General features: G+C 51.1%; 20 protein-coding genes and 1 CRISPR repeat array. Of the genes, 6 read left to right on the forward strand and 14 right to left on the reverse strand.

Going from position 1 to position 21,787, the window contains the following annotated elements; translation table 11 throughout:
• Positions 1–199: 199 nt before the first annotated feature.
• Entirely contained in the window at positions 200–742 is a 543-nt protein-coding gene (gene yjgA, locus LG200_RS01460) for a ribosome biogenesis factor YjgA (RefSeq protein WP_226755828.1), read from the reverse strand.
• 98 nt (positions 743–840) lie between these two features.
• On the opposite strand from yjgA, the gene pmbA reads away from it, so the two are divergent.
• Positions 841–2,139, forward strand: a complete 1,299-nt coding sequence (gene pmbA / locus LG200_RS01465; RefSeq protein WP_226757268.1) for a metalloprotease PmbA — start codon at positions 841–843, stop codon at positions 2,137–2,139.
• Between the two features lie 105 nt (positions 2,140–2,244).
• On the opposite strand, the gene LG200_RS01470 is transcribed toward pmbA, so the two are convergent.
• Complete coding sequence (locus LG200_RS01470) at positions 2,245–2,958, reverse strand: MlaA family lipoprotein (protein ID WP_226755829.1); 714 nt, start codon at positions 2,956–2,958, stop codon at positions 2,245–2,247.
• 216 nt (positions 2,959–3,174) lie between these two features.
• Here LG200_RS01470 and LG200_RS01475 point away from each other — a divergent pair, with 216 nt between their 5' ends.
• Complete coding sequence (locus LG200_RS01475; RefSeq protein ID WP_226755830.1) at positions 3,175–4,179, forward strand: class 1 fructose-bisphosphatase; 1,005 nt, start codon at positions 3,175–3,177, stop codon at positions 4,177–4,179.
• Here the strand turns inward: LG200_RS01475 and LG200_RS01480 are convergent.
• The 4 genes from LG200_RS01480 to panD are packed head-to-tail and all read right to left on the reverse strand — an operon-like array spanning position 4,169 to position 6,825.
• Positions 4,169–5,608, reverse strand: a complete 1,440-nt coding sequence (locus LG200_RS01480) for a cryptochrome/photolyase family protein (protein WP_226755831.1) — start codon at positions 5,606–5,608, stop codon at positions 4,169–4,171. The genes LG200_RS01475 and LG200_RS01480 overlap by 11 nt on opposite strands.
• A complete protein-coding gene (gene rlmH / locus LG200_RS01485; protein ID WP_226755832.1) occupies positions 5,608–6,075 on the reverse strand; it encodes a 23S rRNA (pseudouridine(1915)-N(3))-methyltransferase RlmH in 468 nt (155 codons plus the stop codon). The genes LG200_RS01480 and rlmH overlap by 1 nt, the downstream gene beginning before the upstream one ends.
• Positions 6,076–6,085: 10 nt before the next feature.
• Positions 6,086–6,445 (reverse strand): ribosome silencing factor, encoded by a 360-nt coding sequence (gene rsfS, locus LG200_RS01490; protein WP_226755833.1) that lies wholly within the window; start codon positions 6,443–6,445, stop codon positions 6,086–6,088.
• Complete coding sequence (gene panD, locus LG200_RS01495; RefSeq protein WP_226755834.1) at positions 6,445–6,825, reverse strand: aspartate 1-decarboxylase; 381 nt, start codon at positions 6,823–6,825, stop codon at positions 6,445–6,447. The genes rsfS and panD overlap by 1 nt, the downstream gene beginning before the upstream one ends.
• A gap of 96 nt (positions 6,826–6,921) precedes the next feature.
• Between panD and LG200_RS01500 the strand changes: the two genes are divergently transcribed.
• On the forward strand, positions 6,922–8,667 hold the full coding sequence (locus LG200_RS01500; protein ID WP_226755835.1) for a DUF4153 domain-containing protein: 1,746 nt from the start codon (positions 6,922–6,924) through the stop codon (positions 8,665–8,667).
• A 247-nt stretch (positions 8,668–8,914) separates the two neighbouring features.
• On the opposite strand, the gene panC is transcribed toward LG200_RS01500, so the two are convergent.
• The 5 genes from panC to pcnB are packed head-to-tail and all read right to left on the reverse strand — an operon-like array spanning position 8,915 to position 13,068.
• The gene (panC, locus tag LG200_RS01505; RefSeq protein ID WP_226755836.1) at positions 8,915–9,748 is read right to left on the reverse strand and encodes a pantoate--beta-alanine ligase; all 834 of its coding nucleotides are present in this window, start codon (positions 9,746–9,748) and stop codon (positions 8,915–8,917) included.
• 8 nt (positions 9,749–9,756) lie between these two features.
• Positions 9,757–10,545: a 3-methyl-2-oxobutanoate hydroxymethyltransferase gene (gene panB / locus LG200_RS01510; RefSeq protein WP_226755837.1), complete on the reverse strand. Its 789-nt coding sequence runs from the start codon at positions 10,543–10,545 to the stop codon at positions 9,757–9,759.
• A gap of 6 nt (positions 10,546–10,551) precedes the next feature.
• Positions 10,552–11,199 (reverse strand): deoxynucleoside kinase, encoded by a 648-nt coding sequence (locus LG200_RS01515; RefSeq protein ID WP_226755838.1) that lies wholly within the window; start codon positions 11,197–11,199, stop codon positions 10,552–10,554.
• Between the two features lie 9 nt (positions 11,200–11,208).
• Positions 11,209–11,691: a 2-amino-4-hydroxy-6-hydroxymethyldihydropteridine diphosphokinase gene (gene folK / locus LG200_RS01520; RefSeq protein ID WP_226755839.1), complete on the reverse strand. Its 483-nt coding sequence runs from the start codon at positions 11,689–11,691 to the stop codon at positions 11,209–11,211.
• A 3-nt stretch (positions 11,692–11,694) separates the two neighbouring features.
• Positions 11,695–13,068: a polynucleotide adenylyltransferase PcnB gene (gene pcnB / locus LG200_RS01525; protein WP_226755840.1), complete on the reverse strand. Its 1,374-nt coding sequence runs from the start codon at positions 13,066–13,068 to the stop codon at positions 11,695–11,697.
• Between the two features lie 242 nt (positions 13,069–13,310).
• Between pcnB and cas9 the strand changes: the two genes are divergently transcribed.
• The 3 genes from cas9 to cas2 are packed head-to-tail and all read left to right on the forward strand — an operon-like array spanning position 13,311 to position 17,969.
• A complete protein-coding gene (gene cas9 / locus LG200_RS01530; protein WP_226755841.1) occupies positions 13,311–16,733 on the forward strand; it encodes a type II CRISPR RNA-guided endonuclease Cas9 in 3,423 nt (1,140 codons plus the stop codon).
• Positions 16,726–17,646 carry a type II CRISPR-associated endonuclease Cas1 gene (gene cas1 / locus LG200_RS01535; RefSeq protein WP_226755842.1) on the forward strand — a complete coding sequence of 307 codons (921 nt, stop codon included), beginning with the start codon at positions 16,726–16,728 and terminating at the stop codon, positions 17,644–17,646. Before cas9 ends, cas1 begins: the two co-directional genes overlap by 8 nt.
• Before the next feature lie 14 nt (positions 17,647–17,660).
• The gene (cas2, locus tag LG200_RS01540) at positions 17,661–17,969 is read left to right on the forward strand and encodes a CRISPR-associated endonuclease Cas2 (RefSeq protein WP_226757269.1); all 309 of its coding nucleotides are present in this window, start codon (positions 17,661–17,663) and stop codon (positions 17,967–17,969) included.
• 39 nt (positions 17,970–18,008) lie between these two features.
• Positions 18,009–18,582: a CRISPR direct-repeat array (repeat unit 38 nt; unit sequence GAGTTTATCAGGCATTCCGATGGTGGGGTATCGGAACA).
• Between the two features lie 301 nt (positions 18,583–18,883).
• Here the strand turns inward: cas2 and LG200_RS01545 are convergent.
• From LG200_RS01545 to cysT, 3 genes are read right to left on the reverse strand one after another with little or no spacing between them, the layout of a single operon-like run.
• On the reverse strand, positions 18,884–19,963 hold the full coding sequence (locus LG200_RS01545) for a sulfate/molybdate ABC transporter ATP-binding protein (protein ID WP_226755843.1): 1,080 nt from the start codon (positions 19,961–19,963) through the stop codon (positions 18,884–18,886).
• A 41-nt stretch (positions 19,964–20,004) separates the two neighbouring features.
• A complete protein-coding gene (cysW, locus tag LG200_RS01550) occupies positions 20,005–20,898 on the reverse strand; it encodes a sulfate ABC transporter permease subunit CysW (RefSeq protein WP_226755844.1) in 894 nt (297 codons plus the stop codon).
• 10 nt (positions 20,899–20,908) lie between these two features.
• Positions 20,909–21,745: a sulfate ABC transporter permease subunit CysT gene (cysT, locus tag LG200_RS01555; protein ID WP_226755845.1), complete on the reverse strand. Its 837-nt coding sequence runs from the start codon at positions 21,743–21,745 to the stop codon at positions 20,909–20,911.
• Positions 21,746–21,787: the final 42 nt, after the last annotated feature.

Genomic DNA, 21,787 nt, shown 5'->3' on the forward strand with positions numbered 1-21,787 from the left:
TTTGCTTGAATGCTCGGCTTGGCTGTCAGTAGGCAGTGCCCAGGCATACAAGTCATGTTTAACATGGCTAAGGCTCGCCAGGCAAACCTTGAAGAGCTCTGTCGCGCGGAGCGATATTTAGTGTAACCTGAATTATAAGAATTCAGAGAATACACTTCAGAGCGGGGCTACATAAGCCCGCGGCTACTACACTGAGTGCCTAAAGACTGTCGAGTTCATCGTCATTATGATTATTTTCTGTAATCGTGCGTAATAGCTTGAATAGTTCACGGCTGCTCTTGGGCGGCTTGCCTGCGTCCTGTTCGCGTTTGGTGTTACGAATCAGGTTGCGGATTTGCTGTGCCTCGGTCTGTGGATATTCCTTAATGAACTCTGCAAGCGCAGATTCATTTTCTATCAGCCGTGTACGCCAGCTCTCCAGTCGATGGAAGCGGGCATTTTCTTCAGTATGGGTGCCTTCCCAGCGTTGTAGCTGATCCAGGATGGGAGCAGTATCGATATCGCGCATCAAGCGACCCAGATATTGCATCTGTCGGCGAATAGCCCCATTGGCTGTCAGCCGTTTTGCTTCATTGACGGCATCCAGAAGAGTTTCTGGTAAATCCAGCTTTTTCAGCTTGTCCTTGGGTAAATCAACCAGCTTAACGCCTATGTCCTGTAATGCATCGGCTTCTGCCTTGCGCTTGGTTTTGCTGATAGGCTCCAGCTCATCAGCCGTGTTTTCTGTCTTGTTAGGTTTCATGCTGATGTATGATAACAGTTTTTTGCAAAGAGACTCTTGTGAAAGACCAGACAGCGGGCAATGCGCGCTTTTCATATTCGCTAGATCAGCTTAAAGCCATGAGTGACGAAGTGTTGCGTTTGGCAAAGTCTTCCGGCGCAACTTCTGCTGAAGCTGAGGTTAGCCTGGGGGTTGGTCAGAATGTTTCGGTGCGTATGGGTGAAACCGAAACCATAGAGTACAACCGTGATAAAGGCATGTCGGTAACGGTCTATTTCGGCCAACAAAAAGGCCATGCCAGCACTTCCGATCTTTCCCCACAGGCATTGAGTGATACGGTGGCAGCCGCCTGTAATATTGCCCGTTATACAGCTCAGGACGAATTTTGTGGTCTGGCTGATCCGGCTTTGCTGGCACGTGAAATACCCGATTTGGATCTACATCACCCTTGGCCGCTCTCTGTGGATGAAGCAATTGCCATTGCGTTGGAGTGCGAGCAGGCAGCACGGGATGCCGATACGCGTATTGTGAATTCTGAAGGGGCTTCAGTTTCTACCTATGAAGGCCTGTTTTCCTACGCAAATAGCAATGGTTTCAATGCTGGATATCCCAGCTCACGGCATGGCATCAGCTGTTCGGTGATTGCTGAGGAAGGCGAAAGCATGCAACGGGATTACTGGTATACCAGCGCCAGGTCTGCCTCGGAGCTCGACTCAGCCCGTTCCGTAGGTATGCGTGCCGGAGAGCGTACAGCCAGGCGGCTGGGCTCCAGAAAGATCAAGACGGCACAAGTGCCCGTGTTGTTTGAGGCACCCTTGGCGTCGGGCCTTATTTCTCATCTGGTGTCAGCGATTTCCGGAGGCAGCCTTTATCGTAAATCCTCCTTCCTGCTGGATAGTCTTGGCAAACAAGTCATGTCTGACATTATCAATATTGAGGAGCTGCCACACATCAAGCGCGGCCTTGCGAGCTCCCCATTTGATAATGAGGGTGTGGCGACCAAACCACGTATGCTGGTAAAGAATGGAGTCCTCCAAGGCTATATGTTGGGGAGTTATTCCGCACGTAAGCTGGGCATGATCAGTACCGGTAATGCAGGCGGTAATCACAACCTGATCATTCAGCATGGCGATCTGGATTTCCAGGGTTTGCTCAATGCAATGGGGACAGGCTTGCTGGTGACTGAGTTGCTCGGACATGGACTGAATATGGTGACGGGTGATTATTCGCGCGGCGCTGCTGGCTTCTGGGTGGAAAATGGCGTGATTGCCTATCCTGTGGAAGAAATCACCATTGCTGGCAACCTTGGTGACATGTTGAAACAGATTGTTGCTGTTGGGAGTGATGTCCTGACTCAAGGCTCCAAGCAAACCGGCTCTATCCTGATTGAGCGCATGACCGTGGCGAGTGGCGAATAAACGGTTTGACCCATATCTCTTAGCTTAAATAGCTGAATATAAAAAAGCCCCGAAACCCGGGGCTTTTTTATTCATGGTTGCGCGATGTATTGCTCAAGTCACTTATTATTCATCGTCGTCTTCATAAGTAGGATCAGCCGCAGCCTTGCCAGTCACAAACTGTTCACGACGTGCGAGGTAAGCATCCCGCATGAAGGTATAAGGGTCCAGGGCAGCATCATCCAGGAGGTCACTAGCTGGCAGGTATTGCGAGCGCAGGTCGATGAATTTAACGGCACGCAGCTGGTTACGGGCGCGTACGTTGTCCACATACTGGATTGGATCAAAAACCAGGGTGTCCACCCCCAAGCCAGCAAAGTCGCGGGCAGTGCTAGGGCCGAGGAAAGGAATCACGAGGTAGGCACCGCTACCCATGCCCCAATGTCCAAGTGTCTGGCCAAAGTCAGCGTAATGTCTTGGCACATTGTCCATGGAAGCCACATCAATAATCCCGCCCAGACCTAGCGTACTGTTGATCAACACGCGACCGGTATTGTCCATGGCCTTGCCCAGCTCAAGCTGGAGAATATTGTTGATGATGGACGTAATCGTGGTCAGGTTGGTGAAGAAATTGTTCACACCTGTTCTGATCGGGCTAGGAAGTACTGCTTTGTATGCACCCGCAATTGGCTTGATGACTGCCTTATCTGCAGTATCGTTGAACTTGTAGACTCCGCGGTTTATGCTTTCCAACGGATCCTTGTTAGCTTGGGAAGCACAGCCAGTTAATGTCAAAGCAAGAGCAACACTGGCAGCAATTCCGGAAATTTGAAAGCGCATACATTATCCTAGTTATTATTGTGTGTCTCCAAATTGACACACGGAGCCAACTTTAACCGAGCGATTTTTACTTGTCCACTTATTTGGAATGCAGTGAGCATGCTCTCTATGCATTAGTTGTAAAAATGAAACACTGATGATCATTTGATAGGCGCTTAGCTAGTGCCATTCCAGATAACATCGCCAACGAGTTCGTATTTCTGACAGGATGAATGCATGCCACCAATCACATTGTTACGTTTTCTTGAAATGCAGAAGCTGCTCTCTGATTCTCCACAGTTGTTGTCTGTGATTATGGGTATTGCGCAGTCGTGCAAATCGATTGCCAGGGAGGTAGGCCATGGCGCGTTGCTGGGTAATATGGGTGACGTTGGCAATGAGAATGTCCAGGGAGAGCAGCAGAAAACCCTGGATGTGATGAGTAATGAGATATTCATCAAGCTGGCTGAAGATAATCCCAATCTCGCCGGTATTGCTTCTGAGGAAATGGAACATGCGTTGGTTTTTTCAGGAAAGGCCGGAGACTACTTGCTGGTATTTGACCCTCTGGATGGTTCCTCCAACGTGAATCTCAATCTGTCGGTCGGGAGTATTTTTTCCATACTGCCAAGGCCTGCAGGTGACAGTGTCTTGGTTGAGCAGGATTTTCTCCAGGCTGGTACGCAGCAACTATGCGCGGGTTATGCCTTGTATGGCACTTCAACCATGCTGGTATTGACCACTGGTCAAGGTGTTGATGGGTTTACGCTGGATACTGCTAGTGGGGAGTTCATGTTGACACACCCTGGCATGCGGATTGTGTCCGATACACAGGAGTTTGCGATCAATATGTCCAACCAGCGCTTCTGGCAGCCTCCGGTGCAGCGATACATTGATGAATGTGTTGCGGGCGCCGATGGTCCTCGAGGCAAGGATTTCAATATGCGCTGGGTCGCCTCCATGGTGGCGGAGGTGCATAGGCTGCTGGTCAGGGGAGGAGTGTTTCTCTATCCTCTGGATAGTCGTACCAAGGGCAAGGGAGGCCGTTTGCGCCTGCTGTATGAAGCCAATCCCATGGGCTGGTTACTCGAGCAGGCTGGAGGTCTTGCAGCTACAGGGCACAGGCGCCTGCTGGAAATAGAACCAATAGCACTGCACCAGCGGGTGCCGGTGATGCTGGGCGCCAAGGAGGAGATTGAGCTGTTACTCAGCTACCATTCTCTGAAGGATCCTACTGCCTAAAGGTTTGATCAGGTCTGGATGCCTGTTTGTACAGCGCCAATACCTGTTCACGCCTGGTGGCATGGTCTACGACCGGGTGTGGATAGTCTCTGCCAACCACGATGTCCAGTGATTGCTGGCGTAAGGGCGGGATCAGCCAAGGAGCGTGGATTTCTTTGTTGTCGCACTGGGATAGCTCGGGTACATACTTGCGGATGAATTTGCCTTCAGTATCAAATTTTTCCGACTGTGTGACTGGATTGAATATACGGAACCAAGGCTGTGCATCACAACCTGTAGAGGCAGCCCATTGCCATCCGCCATTGTTGGCGGCCAGATCGAAATCAATCAGTTTTTCTGCAAAGTATCGCTCGCCCCAGCGCCAGTCTATGAGCAAGTCCTTGACCAGGAAGCTGGCTGCGACCATGCGCAATCTGTTGTGCATGTAGCCGGTCTGATTGAGCTGGCGCATGGCGGCATCCACCAAGGGATATCCGGTACGGCCTTCGCACCATGCTGCAAACAGCCCCGTGTCATTGGGAAACTGGATTTGGTTGAACTCGGGCTTGAGGGCATGGCCGGCAGCCACTTCAGGGTGGTGATGCAATATCTGGAAATAGAAGTCGCGCCACAGCAACTCATTCAGCCAGGTTTCAGCGCCTTGCCCACCCATGTTCCAAGCGGTTCTTGCCATATGGCGGATGGAGACCGTGCCAAAGCGCAGATGCACAGAAAGATAGGAAGGCCCTTTGATGGCAGGAAAATCGCGTGCATTGCGGTAGCGCTGTATCCGTTGGCTGAAATCCTCAAATAGCGCGAGGCCGCCGGACATGCCGGTGGGCAATCTGAGCTCTTTCAGGTTGGTGCGCTCAAATCCCAGGGATTCCAATGTGGGCGTGCCTTGATGCTGATGAACCGCCAGGTTGGCCAGATAGCGGTCTACCGGGTAAGCCCTGAGATAAAAGTCATTGAGTGTTCTGAGGCAGGCGTTTTTATAGGGTGTGAAGACGCTGAAAGGGGTGCCAGTTTTTGTGAGGATTTCGTCCTTCTCGAAAATGACCTGGTCTTTGAAGCTATGGAATGTGATGCCATCCTGAGCCAGTGCATTCTGCACTGCCTGGTCGCACTGGATGGCTGCAGGTTCGTAGTCATGGTTGCTGAACACTGCTTCAGCGCCTAGCTCTTTTGCGAGGGCAGGGATGAGCTCGACAGGATTGCCGATCCTGACAATCAACTCCCCACCATGCTGTTGCAGTGCGGTCTTGAGCTCTCCAACACTCTCCCAGATAAACTCTACGCGGCGATCAGCCTTGTCTGTGAGCTGATCGAGAATCCCGGCGTCAAAGATGAATGCGCAATACACCTGCCTGGCCGATTTCAGCGCATGGTAAAGCGCTGCATGGTCATAATCGCGCAGGTCGCGCCGGAACCAGACCAGGGCCTTGGGCATTATTCGCGGTGGTAGGGATGGTTGCTGATGACGCTATGGGCACGGTAGAGCTGTTCACTCAGCATCACGCGTACCATGCCGTGCGGCATGGTGAGGCGCGACAGGCTCCAGAGCCAGTCTGCCCGTTGCTTGATATCCTCATGCAGGCCGTCAGCGCCGCCTATGACCAGGCTGATGTCGCGGCCATTGCCCAGCCAGGTTTTCATGCGTTCGGCCAGTTGCAAGGTGCTGACTTCCTGGCCGCGTTCATCCAGCGCTACCAGATAATCGCGTCCAGCGGCTTCAAGAATGCGCTTGGCTTCTGCTTCCTGCACCACAGCAGAATTCTTGCCGGAAGCGCGCTTGTCTGGCTTGATTTCGATGATTTCCACTGACATCTCGCGCGGCATGCGCTTGATGTATTCGATACATGCAGATTGCACCCAGTCCGGCATTTTATGACCGACAGAAATGATCCGCAGCTTCAAGGAAAGCTAACTACTCTGTGGGTTTGATATGGCCACGGCGGCTTTCCGCCTCGCCCCAGAGCTGTTCCAGGTTGTAATAGGCACGGGTGGCAGGCACCATGACATGAACGACGATATCGCCCAGGTCAACCAGCACCCATTCGCCTTCTTTTTCGCCTTCAGTGCCTTGCAGGTTGGCACCCTTGGCTTTAAGTTTTTCGCGTACATTATCGGCAACAGCCTTGGCCTGGCGCGTGGAGTTCGCGCTGGCGACTATCATATAGTTGGTCATGGATGTGAGCTTGCGTACATCCATGACCGTGATATCAAAGGCTTTGATATCTTCCAGCGCGTCTACGACGGCCAGCTTCATTTCTTCTAGATCTAACATTAGGCGGCTTGTATAGGTATATGCTGGCGTTGGTCCTTGATGCGGTTTTCTGCATCAACGTACACCAGTTGGGGGTTGAATGTTGCCAGCTCGGCTTCAGTATAGCTGGCATAAGTCGCAATAATCAGCAGATCGCCTGGGCTTGCCTTGCGGGCAGCCGCCCCATTGACCGAAATTGTGCCGGAATTACGCTGGGCACGGATGGCGTAGGTTGTAAAACGTTCACCGTTATTGATATTGTAGATGTCGATTTGCTGGTATTCGCGGATGTCCGCAGCTTCCAGCAACGCTTCATCAATGGCGCAGGATCCCTCATAGTCCAGCTCCGAGTGCGTCACACGCACGCGATGAAGCTTGGATTTGAGCATAGTTCTTTGCATGGCCTACCAATTGTAATGTAAAAATAAGACCGGCTATTATAGTGTAAACAACACGCTGAATAAATGAAGTTTTATTGCTGAGGGGGAGATGGGGTTATGGATAGGCAGGAGCGAAGCTGGATAATTGCCTGGGCAACGCTACAAGGAGTGGGGCTGTGGCTGCTGCATGAGTGGATACTTCTGCTATCAACCCCGGGGCAATATTTCACTTTAATCTGGCCATTGTATGTATTCATCATCACCTTGCCGCTCAGTCAAATGTTGCTCTCCGCATATCGTCACCAGAGACGCTTGTGGGGCTTGGCTGCGGCTTTTTCATTGTCGATGGCTGGTGCTGCAGCTTATGTTGGTCGCCAGGCATGGGTGGCAGATTTGCCTCTTAACAAAACCGGCGAGCTTGGCTTTATCCTGAGTGTCATCACCTTATCAAGCTGGTTTGTCTTGCTGCCGTTTGCCGAACACAGGCTGAGCCGGGGTGGCTGGTTCAGTGATTATTCCCTCCTGTTTTCTGCTGCCTGGCGCAACCTGGTCAAGCTACTATTGGCGGGGGTATTTACTGGCTTGTTCTGGGCATTGTTGTTCCTGCTCGCAGGTTTGTTCAAGGTGCTCAATGTCAGTTTCCTCATGGATCTTTTCACCAGTAGAATCTTTGCTTATCCAGTCACCGCCATTGTTTTCGGTATAGGGCTTTCCCTTTACGCGGCAAAAGAGGAGGCATTGGTGGGAATTTACCGCGCAAGCCTGAATATCCTGGGCTGGCTGCTGCCGGTAGTGAGCTTTATCTTGATCCTGTTCCTGCTGGCCCTGCCTTTCCAGGGCTTGGCCTTGCTCTGGAAAACCGGTTATGCCACCAGCTTGATGCTGTGCCTGCTGGCCTGGACCGTATTCTTGTTCAATGCGGCCTGGCAGGATGCCTCTGGTGAGCAGCGCTTTCCCAAATGGCTGCTGCGTTTCATTAGTGTGGGATTGTTGGCGATGCCAGTCTATATCGCCTTATCTGTTTATTCACTGGGTTTGCGCGTTGCCCAATATGGCTGGACGATAGACCGTGTGTGGGCGGCGCTGGTGATCGCGGTCATGGCCATTTATGCATTCGGATATGCCTGCGTGGTATTGCGCCGGCAACCGGTCTGGATGGAATCTGCCAGCCGGATTAACATTGGTGCTGCCCTCATCACGGTCGTACTGGCCATTCTTGCCTGCAGCCCAGTGCTCGATCCGGCCAGGATCGCCGTCAATAGCCAGGTAGCGCGCCTGCTGCAACAGAAAGTAGCTGTCAGCAGTTTTGATTTCGAGTATTTGCGCCTGGAGGCGGGACGTTACGGAAACCAGGCGCTTTCGCGTCTCAGCCATGAGCAATCTCACCCGCAAGCCGCGTTGTTGAGGCAAAAGGCAGATGCCGCAGCCAAGGTGAAATATCGTACTTATAAACCGAAAGACAGTCAGGATTTCAGTGACGAAACCGTGCGGCGCCAACTCAGGATCTATCCACATGACGCCGAATTGCCTGCTTCTTTTATTCAATACCTACGGGAACAATTGAACAGCCGGGCCTTGTATCTTAATTGCCGGGAAAACAAGCCTTGCCCTGTGCTGAAGCTGGACTTGAACAGCGATGGCATGGATGAGCTGGTACTGCTCAACCGTTATTCAAGCCGTATTTTTGGATTGAATCATGGGCAATGGCAGCCTGTGGGCAGATTGTCCGGGATGGACCTGGGCAAGCTGGATGCCAAGGAAACCCTGGATGCATTGGACAGCCTGGGCTTTGCCAGCAAGCCGGCCCGGTGGCATGACTTGTGGATAGGAAATATGAAGTACGGAGTGCAGGAAGAGGAGTAATGCACACAAATGTACTGCCCTTTCCTTACCAGCGATAGGCCGTTGTGAATGTTACGCGGTGAGGTTTGCCATAATAGCCGTTACTGTAACTGCATCGGGCAACGCATTCCTCTTCAATAGCGGAGCCTGGAGTCAAGTTGATAGGATATCCTTTGAGAGTCATTTATTGCTCGTCACAGTTGAGTAAAGGGCTCTGAGTAGCTGAAGTATGGTGTCAGTCCAAGGTAGGCGATTGAGCCTGATTATTTTACGTAATGTTGAATTCTATATTGTCGATCAAGCGAGTCTTGCCCTGCTGTGCAGCGGCAAGCACGACAAGTTCGCGGTCTTCTGGAGCCGCGCGGGCTAAGGTCCTGGCTGAGCGGATCGAGATGTAATCCACTATCCAGCCGAGCTGGGTGAGGTATTGGCTGCTCTGGGTCTCTATCGCCGCATAGTCGCGGTTACCCTTCTGCACATTGTCTACTATCTGCTGCAAGGTCCGGTTGAGCCGTGGGGCCTCCAACTTTTGTGCTGCACTGAGGTAGCCATTGCGTGAGCTGAGAGCCAGGCCATTATCTTCACGTTGTGTAGCACCGGCGATAATCTCGATTGGCAGATTGAATTGCCTGACCAGTTCGCGGATGATGAACAATTGCTGAAAGTCCTTGCTGCCAAATACAGCCACTTGCGGCTGTACGATATTGAGCAGTTTCATGACCACGGTTGCCACCCCACGGAAATGGCCTGGGCGGCTTGCTCCGCAAAGCTCATTGGCGATGGATGGTGGTTCGATCAGCATGGTTTGCGCTACAGGGTAGAGTTCTTGCTCGGTGGGTGTGAAGACGACATCGGCCCCCGCTGCCTGCAGTTTTTCGCAATCTTCCTTGAGGGTGCGGGGGTAGCTGGCTAGGTCTTCATTGGCACCAAATTGCAATGGGTTCACGAAAATGCTGACAACTACGCATTGCGCATGCTGGCGTGCCATCTCTACCAGGTGAATGTGCCCTGCGTGCAGGTTGCCCATGGTAGGCACAAAGGCAATAGTGCCTTCTTGTGCCAGGCGTTCACGCAGTACATCAATCTTTGCGATGATTTCCAATCGGTATCTCACTCAAAACAATGTTCGGCCGCAGGGAAGGTCTTGTCCTTGACGGCGGCCACATAGGCGGCTACAGCTTCCTGAATGCTGGATGCTCCCTGCATGAAATTGCGCACGAAACGGGGTGATTTTCCCGCGTAAATCCCCAGCATGTCCTGTATTACCAACACTTGCCCGTCACAGTCTGCGCCCGCCCCAATCCCAATGACCGGTATGGTCAGTGCTTCACTGACCATACCGGCAAGACTGCTTGGCACCATTTCCAGCACCAATAGGCCTGCGCCGGCTTCTTCAAGTATTTTGGCATCTGCCAGCAATTGCTGTGCGGCTGCCTCGCCACGGCCCTGCACACGATAACCGCCAAATTGATGTACGGATTGGGGGGTCAGGCCAAGATGTCCACATACCGGGATGCCACGTTCAACGAGAAATTTCACTGTGTCGCGCATCACCATGCCACCTTCCACTTTCACCATTTGTGCACCTGCGGCCATCAGCAAGGCAGCATTTTCAAATGCTTGTTCTGGCGTTTGCTGGTAGCTGCCGAACGGCATATCGGTGACGATAAAAGCAGCCTTGGCGCCGTTGGTGGCACAGCGGGTGTGGTATTGCATATCTGTCATGGAGACGGAAAGGGTACTGAGGTTGCCTTGTATGGTCATGCCCAGTGAGTCACCCACCAACAATACGTCAACACCCGCTTTCTCGCACAATGCGGCAAAGCTGGCATCGTAGCTGGTGAGCACGGCGATTTTCTCGCCATTCTGTTTCATTTGTTGCAGGGAAAGCAGATTCATGCCCTCTCACTCCAGGTTGGGGTTGAAGAATTCGCGCCTGCTGCGTATCTGCATGATGCGTTCCAGCAGCATGTTCATGGCGGATTCTTTTTCCGTAATGTCGAGTTTCTCATTGTTGACGATGAGTACTGGCGCGCCATCATATTGATGGAAAAAGTTGCTGTAGGCATCGGCCAGCCTGGCCAGGTATTCCTTGGGGATTTCCTGCTCGTAGCTTGTGTTGCGCTGATTCACGCGCTCATGCAAAGTATCCACCGGGGTTTGCAGGTAGATGACCAGGTCTGGCGGAGGAACCTGCACTTGCAGGTGCTTGTACATTTGCCGGTAAAGCGCATATTCCTCATCGTTGAGGTTCATCTGCGCAAAAAGGGGATCTTTTTCCAGGAAGAAGTCAGCAATGGTATGCTGGCTGAACATATCGCGCTGGCTGAGGCTGCGTATTTGCTCTACACGCTGGAACAGGAAAAACATCTGGGTGGGCAGGGCATAGCGCGGTGCATCCTGATAGAACTTGGGCAGGAAAGGATTGGCATCTGCATTTTCCAGTAGCAGGTTCACCGGGAATATATCGCCCAGTTTGCGTGCGAGCGTGCTCTTGCCGCTGCCGATCGGGCCTTCAATCACAATGTAATGGAAACGGTCGAAAATACTCATCACGCTCTTTTAGTCTGCCATTCTTTCAATACCTTGATCCATGCAATCCTGAGCCAGGTCTGAAACCTTGCCGTAACCAGGAATGTCCAGTTCTGCTGCGATCTCTGCCAATGGTAACAGCACAAACCCGCGTTCATGCATGCGGGGATGTGGGAGGGTCAACTCCTGTGTTTGCAGTGCAATCCCATCGTAAAACAAAAGGTCAAGGTCCAGCACGCGCGGAGCATTGGGAAACGGGCGCTCACGACCATGCAGGTTTTCCAGCGCCAATATGGCGCGCAGCAATGCCAGTGGTTCAAGCGTGGTATCCACCTCGGCAACGGCATTGATGAAATCTGGCTGGTTATCGTATCCAACCGGCTCTGTGCGGTAAAGCGATGACGCTCTGACCAGTTTGGTCTGTGGTAATGAGGACAACTCATCGAATGCACGCCGGACCTGAACCTCGGGCTGTTGAAGATTGCTGCCGAGAGCTATGTATGCACGTGCCACTGCTTACTCTCCAGCGCTGGCGCCCGGTTTCTTGGGGCTGCGGCGGCGACGACGTTTTTTGGGTGTGGTATCCGGTTGCAGCATGGCTTGGCGTTCATCGGCATCTGCTATTGCAAAGGCAGTCCACCATTGGCCAAGTTCTTCCGGCAGCTCGCCGGACTCGCAACGCAGCAGCAGAAAATCATAAGCAGCACGATAACGTGGATTTTCCAATAAGCTATATGGCCGCTTGCCTGAACGCTGTTCAAAACGTGGCTGCAAGCCCCAGATTTCCTTCATGGTCACGCTGTAACGCTTATGAATGGCCATTTTCTCGGACTGAATGTCCGATACCTCATCCATTGCCATATGCAAAGCCGGAATGGGGCGCTGGCCTTGTTTCTCGAATTTCTTCCAGGCGAGCAGGACTTCATGCCAGAGCAACGTGGCGAACAGGAAGCCGGGGGAAACAGGTTTGTCTGCCAGCACGCGGTCATCCGTGTTCTTCAGCGCAATCTTGACAAAACGTTCGCCCATCGGCTGCTCCAGCACTACATCAAGCAATGGCAGCAAACCATGATGCAGGCCATGTTGTCGCAGTGCACTGGCGCTTTCCAGAGCATGTCCAGACAGGAATAGCTTGAGCATTTCGTCAAACAGGCGCGAGGGCGGCACATCATGCAACAGGTCTGCCAGTTGTGAAATCGGCTTTTCTGTAGCCGGGTCCAGCTTGAGTCCCAATTTGGCTGAGAGCCTGACGCCACGCAACATGCGCACCGGGTCTTCCCGGTAGCGCGTTGTTGCGTCACCAATCATGCGCAGCACACCCGCCTGGATATCAGCTACCCCATTGTGGAAATCCAGCACTTCCTCGCTGGAGGGGTCGTAATACAGTGCATTGGCCGTGAAGTCACGGCGTACTGCATCTTCCTCCTGATTGCCAAACACATTGTCGCGCAGAATGCGGCCGCTATCCGCGACTTTGGAATCACCTTCATCTCCCAGGTGGCTGCCGCGAAATGTGGATACCTCTATGGTCTCATCACCGAACATGACGTGTACCAGGCGGAATCGGCGACCAATAATGCGTGAGCGGCGGAAAACCCGATTCACCTGTTCCGGCGTGGCATTGGTGGCCACATCAAAATCCTTGGGGCGTTTCTTGAGCAAAAGATCACGGACAGCCCCGCCTACTATAAAGGCCTCGAATCCAGCCTTTTGCAATCCCTCAGTTGTCTTGATGGCGGCATGGCTGATCAGTTTGCGATCAATACGGTGGATTTTTGCCGGAATGCGCTTGGCATTACCATTGCTGGTTGAATTCTTGTCTGTGACGACAGGGGGCGAGGCGGGTTTTTTTGAGGACTTAAAAACGCGTTGCAGCAGTTTTTTGATCATTGAGAGGTAGAGCCTGAGCGTCCAGTTGATAGAAAACTGGTGAATTATAACTTAAGCTTTATTTACTAAGATAATTAAACAATGAGTGTAGGCATGAAAAAGGCAGACCGAAGTCTGCCTTTTATATCGGTGGGGTCGTTTTTCAACTTCCCCTTGTTACCGATAGTCCCCACCATCGGAATACCTGATACGATTATTACTCTACCACAACAATGAATAACTTCAATATAGGGATAATCCATATGAGGTATAGAGTTGGTTTGGATGTAGGCACAGCATCATTGGGGGTTGCTGCATTTTCTTTGGATGAGTTCAATAACCCTATTGATTTAGTTTGGAAGCATGTAAGGATTTTTGATGAGCCGTTGGAAAAGAGCCAAGCCGGTCTCAAATCCAAAAAGGCTGCGCGCCGAACGGCGCGCATGCAAAGGCGTCAGATTGATAGGCGGTTAGGTAGAACTAAACGAATTGCAGGGTTAGCAACGCTACTTGGGATTCAGCTTGAGCCATCTCTTGATAGCGGACGTACTTTGCTTGAGTTAAGAGCTAAAGCAGCTAGAGAGCAAGTTGATCTTTCTGACCTTATCCGAATACTTATCCGAATCGGCAAACGGCGAGGCTACGCCGGCGAGTTCCGCCCTAAGAAAGAGGGTGCCAAGCTTGGCGAGGTTGAGGGTGGAAATAACGATTTAAAAATTGAAATGCAGGTTTTAGCTGAAGCTAAAGGGCAACAAAGCCTTACGGTTGGTGAGTTTCTGTACCAGCGCTGGCTGGACAACAAACCCACCAAACTGAAAATTAAAGAGCCCGACGATAAAACCACCACGGATAAAAACCTCTACGCACTCAGAAGCCAGCTTGAAGTCGAGTTCGAACAAATCTGGCAAACACAATCTGAGTTTTATCCCGTCCTGCGCACAGAACATCAGGGTAAGTCACTCAAGGAAGTTTTTCACCAAGCGATTTTTCATCAGCGCCCGTTAAAAGCGGTAGGTGGCATGGTTGGACAATGCAACTTGGAACCGACCCTCGCTCGTGCTCCACGTGCGCAGTTGGCTTTTCAGCGTTTTCGTATTGAAAAAACACTGGCGGATTTACGATGGGGTGCAGGTAAGCGTGCGGAAAAGCTCACGCCCGGACAAAAGGCCGTTATTCGGCAGCTTTGTGATGAAAAAGAGGTGGTGAAGTTTGAGGCTGTCTACAAAGCGCTTACCGTTGCAGGTTGCCCAAAACCGGAAACCAAGGGCCTGAATCTGGATCGCCTAAGCCGCGATGAAATTCCGGGTAATAAAACCAACCACGTATTTCGCAAACTGGATATGGAGCAGGTATGGTTGGCGCTGGATGAGCGTACGCAAATACAGGCCATCAATTTTCTGGCGGATTTGGGTTCGCCAGAACAGTTAGATGACCCCGTATGGCATACCCGCTTTGCCAAGATTGATGGCACTCCACGCCAGTTGCCAGCAGCACTCGTTGCCTTTATCAATGATCTGAAAGCTAAGGGGAAGTTTGATCGTCTGAGCAAGATGGGCTTTGAGGGTGGTCGCGCATCCTATTCCATCAAAGCGTTAAAAATGCTGACTGAATGGCTAGATAATCCTTCATGGCCTGGCGATTGGAATGATAAAGAGGATGGCACAAAAAATATAGACGAGGATGGAGCTGCGCGTGTTTGTTATCGAGAGGAATTTAGAAAACGTCGTAAGACTGTTCTTCTAGATAAGCTCGATGTGCCCCTTGTGACAGGCAACGCCGTAGTGGATGGTTCCTTGCGGCAGATTCGCTACGTGGTGAATCGCATGATCGAGGAACTAGGTACAACACCCGAGCAAATTGTAGTGGAGATGGCACGGGATTTGAGCCTGGGAGTAACTAAACGCAATGAGCGTGAGGGAGCAAATGCCAAAAATCGCAAAGCGCGATCGGAGGCAGAAGAACAAATCCGCCAGCATGGCGTAACCGTTACGCCGTCAAGAGTGCGCCGTTATTTGTTGTGGAAAGAACAAGGCGCCGGGCATTGCCCGTATTGCAGCAAAACTATTACGTTAGCTGATGCACTGAGCGGTGCTGAAACCGAATATGAACATATCCTTCCACGCTCGCTTACCCAGGTGGGTTTGAAGCGCAGCGAGATTGTGCTGGCACACCGTAGCTGCAATCAGGAAAAAGGCAACCGCACACCTTATCAAGCATGGGGTCATGACGCTGAGCGCTGGCAAGTAATTCAGGCGCGCGCCAAATACTTTGCGGACAACAAGCACTACCGCAAAGCCAAGCTGTTGCTACTGGAAGACTTTGAGCAAGAGGTACTCACCGATGAATCCATAGACGGTTTTGCCGACCGCCAGTTTCACCAAACTTCATGGATCGCCAAAGAGGCGGCGCAGTGGCTGCAAAGCATATGCAAAACGCCCGTGTCTGTTTCGCGCGGCGAAATGACAGCCGGCTTACGTCGCAAATGGAAGCTGGAAACCGTCATTCCTCAGGCCAGAATTGCCGAGGGTTTACCAGTGCTGGATGAGGAAGGTCAGGTCATCTCACCAGAAGACTTTACAAAGTACCGCGATGTGTGGGAGGGCCACAGAGTGCTGGATAACCACGGCAAGCTGGATAAATCACGCCATACCGACCGCAAGCTCGATAAACGCATAGACCATAGGCACCACCTGATTGACGCTATCACTATTGCGCTGACTTCTCGCGCCTTGTTCCAGCAAATGGCACGGCAATACAAGCTGGATAGTGAACATGTCGAGGTGGGTGAAAAACCAAGGTTACGCATCGGCGAAGCTTTACCGCTGAAAAATGTGCGTGAATTGGCGTTGGCAGCAGTGAAGGAATGCCCGCTTTCAATCAAGCCGGATCGTTATCCTGATGGCGCTATTTTCAAAGATAATCCTTATGGGAGAGCATATAACGATAAAGCTGAGCGTCTTATGCTGACCAAGCGCTATAAGCTAATTGATTTGGTAGCTGATTTAAAAGAGAAAAAAGCAAAAGATGGTTCCCCAAAGAAAACCATTGAAGATCAGGCTCGAGAAAATATTCTAAGCATCGTTAGCGACACAACGCGTCGGATTGTTTTGGCAGAGTTTGATAAACGCATCCAAACAGGAAAAACAATCATTGAAGCAATGTCTGAACCGATATATCAAGACATCTATTCAGGAAAAACTAAGTCATTACCCATTAAAAAAGTGGTTTGCTTCACCGCGTATTCGGCGGAGGAAGCATCTCCCATTGAGCACCCCAATAAACGTAAGGTTGTAGATCATCCGAATTGTAAAAAGCCTGTCAAACCCCTTGAAAAATTTCTGCGGGATGATGGCTACGCTTACATGGAGATTACCAAGCACGAACATGGCTTACCAACGGTCAGATTGGTAGGTGTACAGGAGGGGCTGGCAGAAAAAGGCAAAAAAGAACCACAAAGCGTTACCCGTTATTACAAGGGAGATGTCGTCGAAGATTTAACTACTGGCAAGAGATACAGAATCAAAAAATTTGCGGCTAGCGACGGCAAGAAACCGCGTCCAACTATGATTACATTGGCATGGACTGAAAGTGCAGAAGATGTCGGGAAAATAAAGCAGTCCGCTGGACGTATGGATTTCTTCAACGAGCGTTTGTTACAGATAAAACTCGTTAATCAAAATGTCTGACCATCGCATCCTGCTTATTGAGAACCCTGCCTCGCTATCGGTAGATTTAGGCAGGCTAAGGATCAGGCGCGATGGTTTTGACGACAGCTTTGTGCCGCCGAAAGACATAGCTGTTCTATGTCTGCATCACCACACCATACAAATCTCTGTGCAAGCCTTACGAGTATTGGCTGAGGCCGGTGCCAGTGTGATGGTTACTGATGAAGTTCATCACCCTTGCGCATGGCTGCTACCGCAAGTCGGCAATGGCGATTTGGTGCGCCGTTTGCGACAGCAGATAGTGTTGGACACTAGTGCTGCTAGAGATCGGCTCTGGCAGGCCATTGTTCAAGCTCGATTAAATACTCAAGCTGCAAACTTACGGGTTTTGAATCGTAAAGGTGCACTCAGACTTGAGCGGCTGGCAAAAGAAGTGCAACCCGCAGACAAAACCAAATGCGAAGGCCAAGGTGCCAAGCATTATTGGGCATATTTGTTTGACGGGGATTTCAAGCGGGAAAAACAAGGTGCGGAAGATGCACTTAACGCAAGGCTTAACTTTGGCTATGCCGTGTTGCGTTCGATGGTGGCGCGTTCACTTGTCATGGCGGGTTTAAACCCTGCGTTGGGTTTGGGGCATAGCAATATGGAAAATCCTTTTAATCTGGCAGATGATTTTATAGAGCCTTATCGCTTTGTGGTTGAGCGGCATGTGGCGCTCGGACAATTTGGTGAATTTGATGGCAAAGCACGTAAAGAGATTTTGAGCTTTATAGAAAAAGAAATAAAACTTAATGGTGCGGGTTATCGGTTGCCCGCTGCAATTAACGAGAGCATTGCCAGTTTTGTGCGAGTGCTGGATGGTCGTGCTGAACAGTTACATTTGCCGCAAGATGCCCTGCTGCAAAGAGATGAAGACGAGTCATGGGCGTAAACGGGTGGCGCGTGATGTGGGTGATCTGTGTATATGACTGTCCAATGATTGATTCCGAAGCGAGACATGATTACAGCGTGTTTCGGCGTAGTTTGCTACAAGAAAATTTTGTGCAACTGCAAAATTCTCTGTATGTGCATCATTTTCCGACGATTGCAGTGGGTGAAGCGACGATTGTGAGGTTGCGTCCACTCATCCCTAAAGATGCGCAAGTCGCATTTTTTATTGTGACTGACAAACAATACGGCATGACCAAAGAGTTTTTTGGTACTAAGCCCACAAAGAAAAAGCCCAACATGCCGGAGCAAGTTGAGCTTTTTTAGTAATTACTTCTTTATAAATTAACCAGTTGCGAACAACTAGAGTTTATCAGGCATTCCGATGGTGGGGTATCGGAACAAAAGTACCATACGCGCTACATCGCCACCGGAGTTTATCAGGCATTCCGATGGTGGGGTATCGGAACATTATGTGGAGGTGACGTTGAGCCTTGTTCGAGTTTATCAGGCATTCCGATGGTGGGGTATCGGAACAATAACCCTGATCATACGCATAACCAATGCGAGTTTATCAGGCATTCCGATGGTGGGGTATCGGAACATCTATATATAATCCATAATTGGTAAAATTGAGTTTATCAGGCATTCCGATGGTGGGGTATCGGAACAGCCGGCGGCATGTTCGTTGCCGAGGATGAGAGTTTATCAGGCATTCCGATGGTGGGGTATCGGAACATGAAGTCACGGGCAAATGCGATGGCGCCTGAGTTTATCAGGCATTCCGATGGTGGGGTATCGGAACGCAGGAAACCACTTCTATTTCTGGTTTTGTGAGTTTATCAGGCATTCCGATGGTGGGGTATCGGAACAATATCAAGAACGTGACCCGCGATGATCAAGAGTTTATCGGGCATTCCGAGGGTGGGGTATCGGAACAATATCAAGAACGTGACCCGCGATGATCAAGAGTTTATCGGGCATTCCGAGGGTGGCTAATGACTGAGTAAAGTGGCTTTATGGTTTGAGGGGATTCTCTTTTAATAGATTTTTTAGCGTTATCTGTATTTCTAAATCATTGCTACCGAAAATATACTCAATCATTTGATTAATAATCAAATAGTGAAAGGGTCTCGCAGTAGCTTTCAGGCACCAGCCAATCACAAAAAAGCCATCACCTAATGTTGATTACGTAGATGCCTCCCTGTTGTCAGCTCGGCCGTGATATAGATTTGTATTATTCAGCTAGGCGTTGTAGTTCCAGTTTCCAAGAAAACTTGAACTCTGCGCGGCTTCAGGTAAACGTGTGCACCTTGATTGAGCGCAAGCTCGCGGAAGCGTTCTCGCGAAATTTCAGCCTCTATCGTATCGCTTTCATTGACTGGCTGAAGCTCAAGCCTGACTGATGGGCCTGCTGCGTGGATGTAGCTCACTATGGCTTGTAGAGTTTGCTCGCCATTGGGCTCTGTAAACACTTCAATATCGTGCGGACGGACATAAGCCAGCGCATTGCTGTTTTGTATGGAATGATGTTGATTCAGGCTGAGTGAAATGTCGCCGATATGCGCCTGGCCTTCATTGACGCGACTATTGAATTGGTTCACGTTGCCAAGGAATTTATAGACAAACGGTGAAGCCGGATTATCGTAAACTTCCTGAGGTGAGCCTATTTGTTCTATACGGCCATGGTTCATGACGACTATGCGGTCAGCCACTTCCAGGGCTTCTTCCTGGTCATGGGTCACAAACACGCTGGTGATATGCAGTTCGTCATGCAGGCGGCGCAACCAACGGCGCAGATCCTTTCGCACCTTGGCATCCAGAGCGCCGAATGGCTCATCCAGCAGTAATACCTTGGGTTCTACTGCCAATGCACGTGCCAGTGCAATACGCTGCCGCTGACCACCTGATAGTTGAGGAGGGTAGCGGTCTGCCAGCCAGTCCAGTTGCACGAGCTCCAGGAGCTGATGCACACGCCTGTGGATTTCGGCTTCCGTGGGGCGCGTTTTCTTTGGGCGCACGCGTAGGCCGAAGGCGACATTCTCGAATACCGTCATATGACGAAACAGCGCATAGTGCTGGAATACAAATCCTACCTGGCGTTCCCGCACGTCGCGATCAGTCGCTTCCTCTCCATGGAAGTGTATGCTTCCATGGTCAGGTGACTCTAGGCCCGCAATGATGCGTAACAGGGTGGTCTTGCCGCATCCCGATGGACCGAGCAGGGCCACAAGCTCGCCGTTTGGTACGTCCAGATTGACGTTGTCGAGGGCGGTAAAATTGCCGAATTCCTTCTTGATGTTGCGGATCTCTATGCTCATGGGGCTATCCTTGTGCCAGGTATTCTTTAAAGTGAGTCTTGTTATTCGTCTACGGGTTTTGCAGCAATGACACTATGGGCGCTTTGCCACTCAATATAGGATTTCAGTGCCAGTGTGACGAGTGCCAGGAAAGCCAGTAACGAAGCAACAGCAAATGCGGCAGCGTAGTTGTATTCGTTGTAGAGGATTTCCACATGAAGCGGCATGGTATTGGTCATGCCACGGATGTGTCCGGAAACCACCGAAACTGCGCCGAACTCACCCATGGCGCGCGCATTGGTAAGAATGACGCCGTAGAGAAGTCCCCACTTGATGTTAGGCAGCGTGATATGCCAGAGAATCTGCCAACCAGAAGCTCCTAGTACCAACCCGGCCTCTTCCTCTTCCTTGCCCTGTGCCTGCATTAAAGGAATGAGTTCACGGGCAATAAACGGGAACGTGACAAAAATGGTGGCCAGTACAATACCGGGGATGGCAAATATCACCTTGAGGTCATGATCAATCAACCATTCGCCGAACCAGCCCTGCAACCCGAAAATCAGCACATAGATCAGGCCTGCGATCACCGGGGAAACAGCAAACGGCAGATCAATCAGGGTGATCAATATGCTTTTGCCCTTGAATTCAAACTTGGCAATGGCCCATGCGGCGGCCACCCCGAATACCAGATTGAGTGGAAGGGAGATGGCTGCTGCGATCAGTGTCAGCTTGATGGCGGATAATGCATCCGGTTCTACCAGGGCGGCAATATAGGTTTCAAAACCTTTGCGTAGCGCTTCTGTAAACACCGCGGCCAATGGGATAAACAGGAACAGGCTGAGGAACAGGAGCGCGATGATGATCAGGCTCCAGCGGACCCAGGCAGGTTCTGATGTGGCGCGGCTGCGTGCCACCTTGGCATTGTAATGAGCGAGTTGGGAAACGGTTGTTGACATTGTTATATTCCTATCTCGATGCACTGTTGCGGCGGCTGCTCCACCATTGCAGGCCATTAATGGCGAACAACAGCAGGAATGAGATGACCAACATGACCACGGCAACTGCCGTAGCACCGGTATAGTCGTATTGCTCCAGCTTGGTGATGATGATCAGCGGCGTGATTTCAGAGACCATGGGCATGTTGCCCGCAATGAAGATGACCGAGCCATATTCTCCGACGGCGCGAGCAAATGCCAGTGCAAAGCCTGTGAGCAACGCCGGCCATAAGGCGGGGAGGATAACCCTCCTGAATGTCTGCCAGCGGTTTGCGCCCAGGCTGGCAGCAGCTTCTTCAGTTTCAGCTTCCAGGTCTTCCAAGACTGGCTGCACGGTGCGGACGACGAAAGGTAGCCCGATGAAGGTGAGCGCTACGACAACGCCCAGGGGCGTGAATGCTACCTTGATGCCATGCGGTTCCAGGATGCTGCCCAGCCAGCCGTTGGTGGCATACACTGCTGTCAGTGCAATGCCGGCGACGGCGGTAGGCAATGCAAATGGCAAGTCAACCAATGCATCTACCAGTTTCTTGCCGGGAAAGGTATAGCGAGTAAGTACCCATGCAGTGAGCAAGCCAAAGATGGCATTGATGATGGCCGCGAACAATGAAGCACCAAACGTGAGCTTGTAGGAAGCAACCACGCGCGGAGTGGTGACAGTGTGCCAGAACTCTGCAAAGGTCAGCTCAGTGGTTTTGAAAAAAGCAGCGGATAATGGAATCAGCACGATCAGGCTGAGATAGAGCAGGGTGTAACCCAGGGATAGATTGAATCCTGGTAATACGTTCTTCTGTTTATGTTTTGCCATGTTGTTCAATCAATCCAGTATATGCAGCGAGCACGCTCAGCG

This window comes from Methylobacillus caricis, from assembly GCF_020532705.1.
Taxonomy (GTDB): domain Bacteria; phylum Pseudomonadota; class Gammaproteobacteria; order Burkholderiales; family Methylophilaceae; genus Methylobacillus; species Methylobacillus caricis.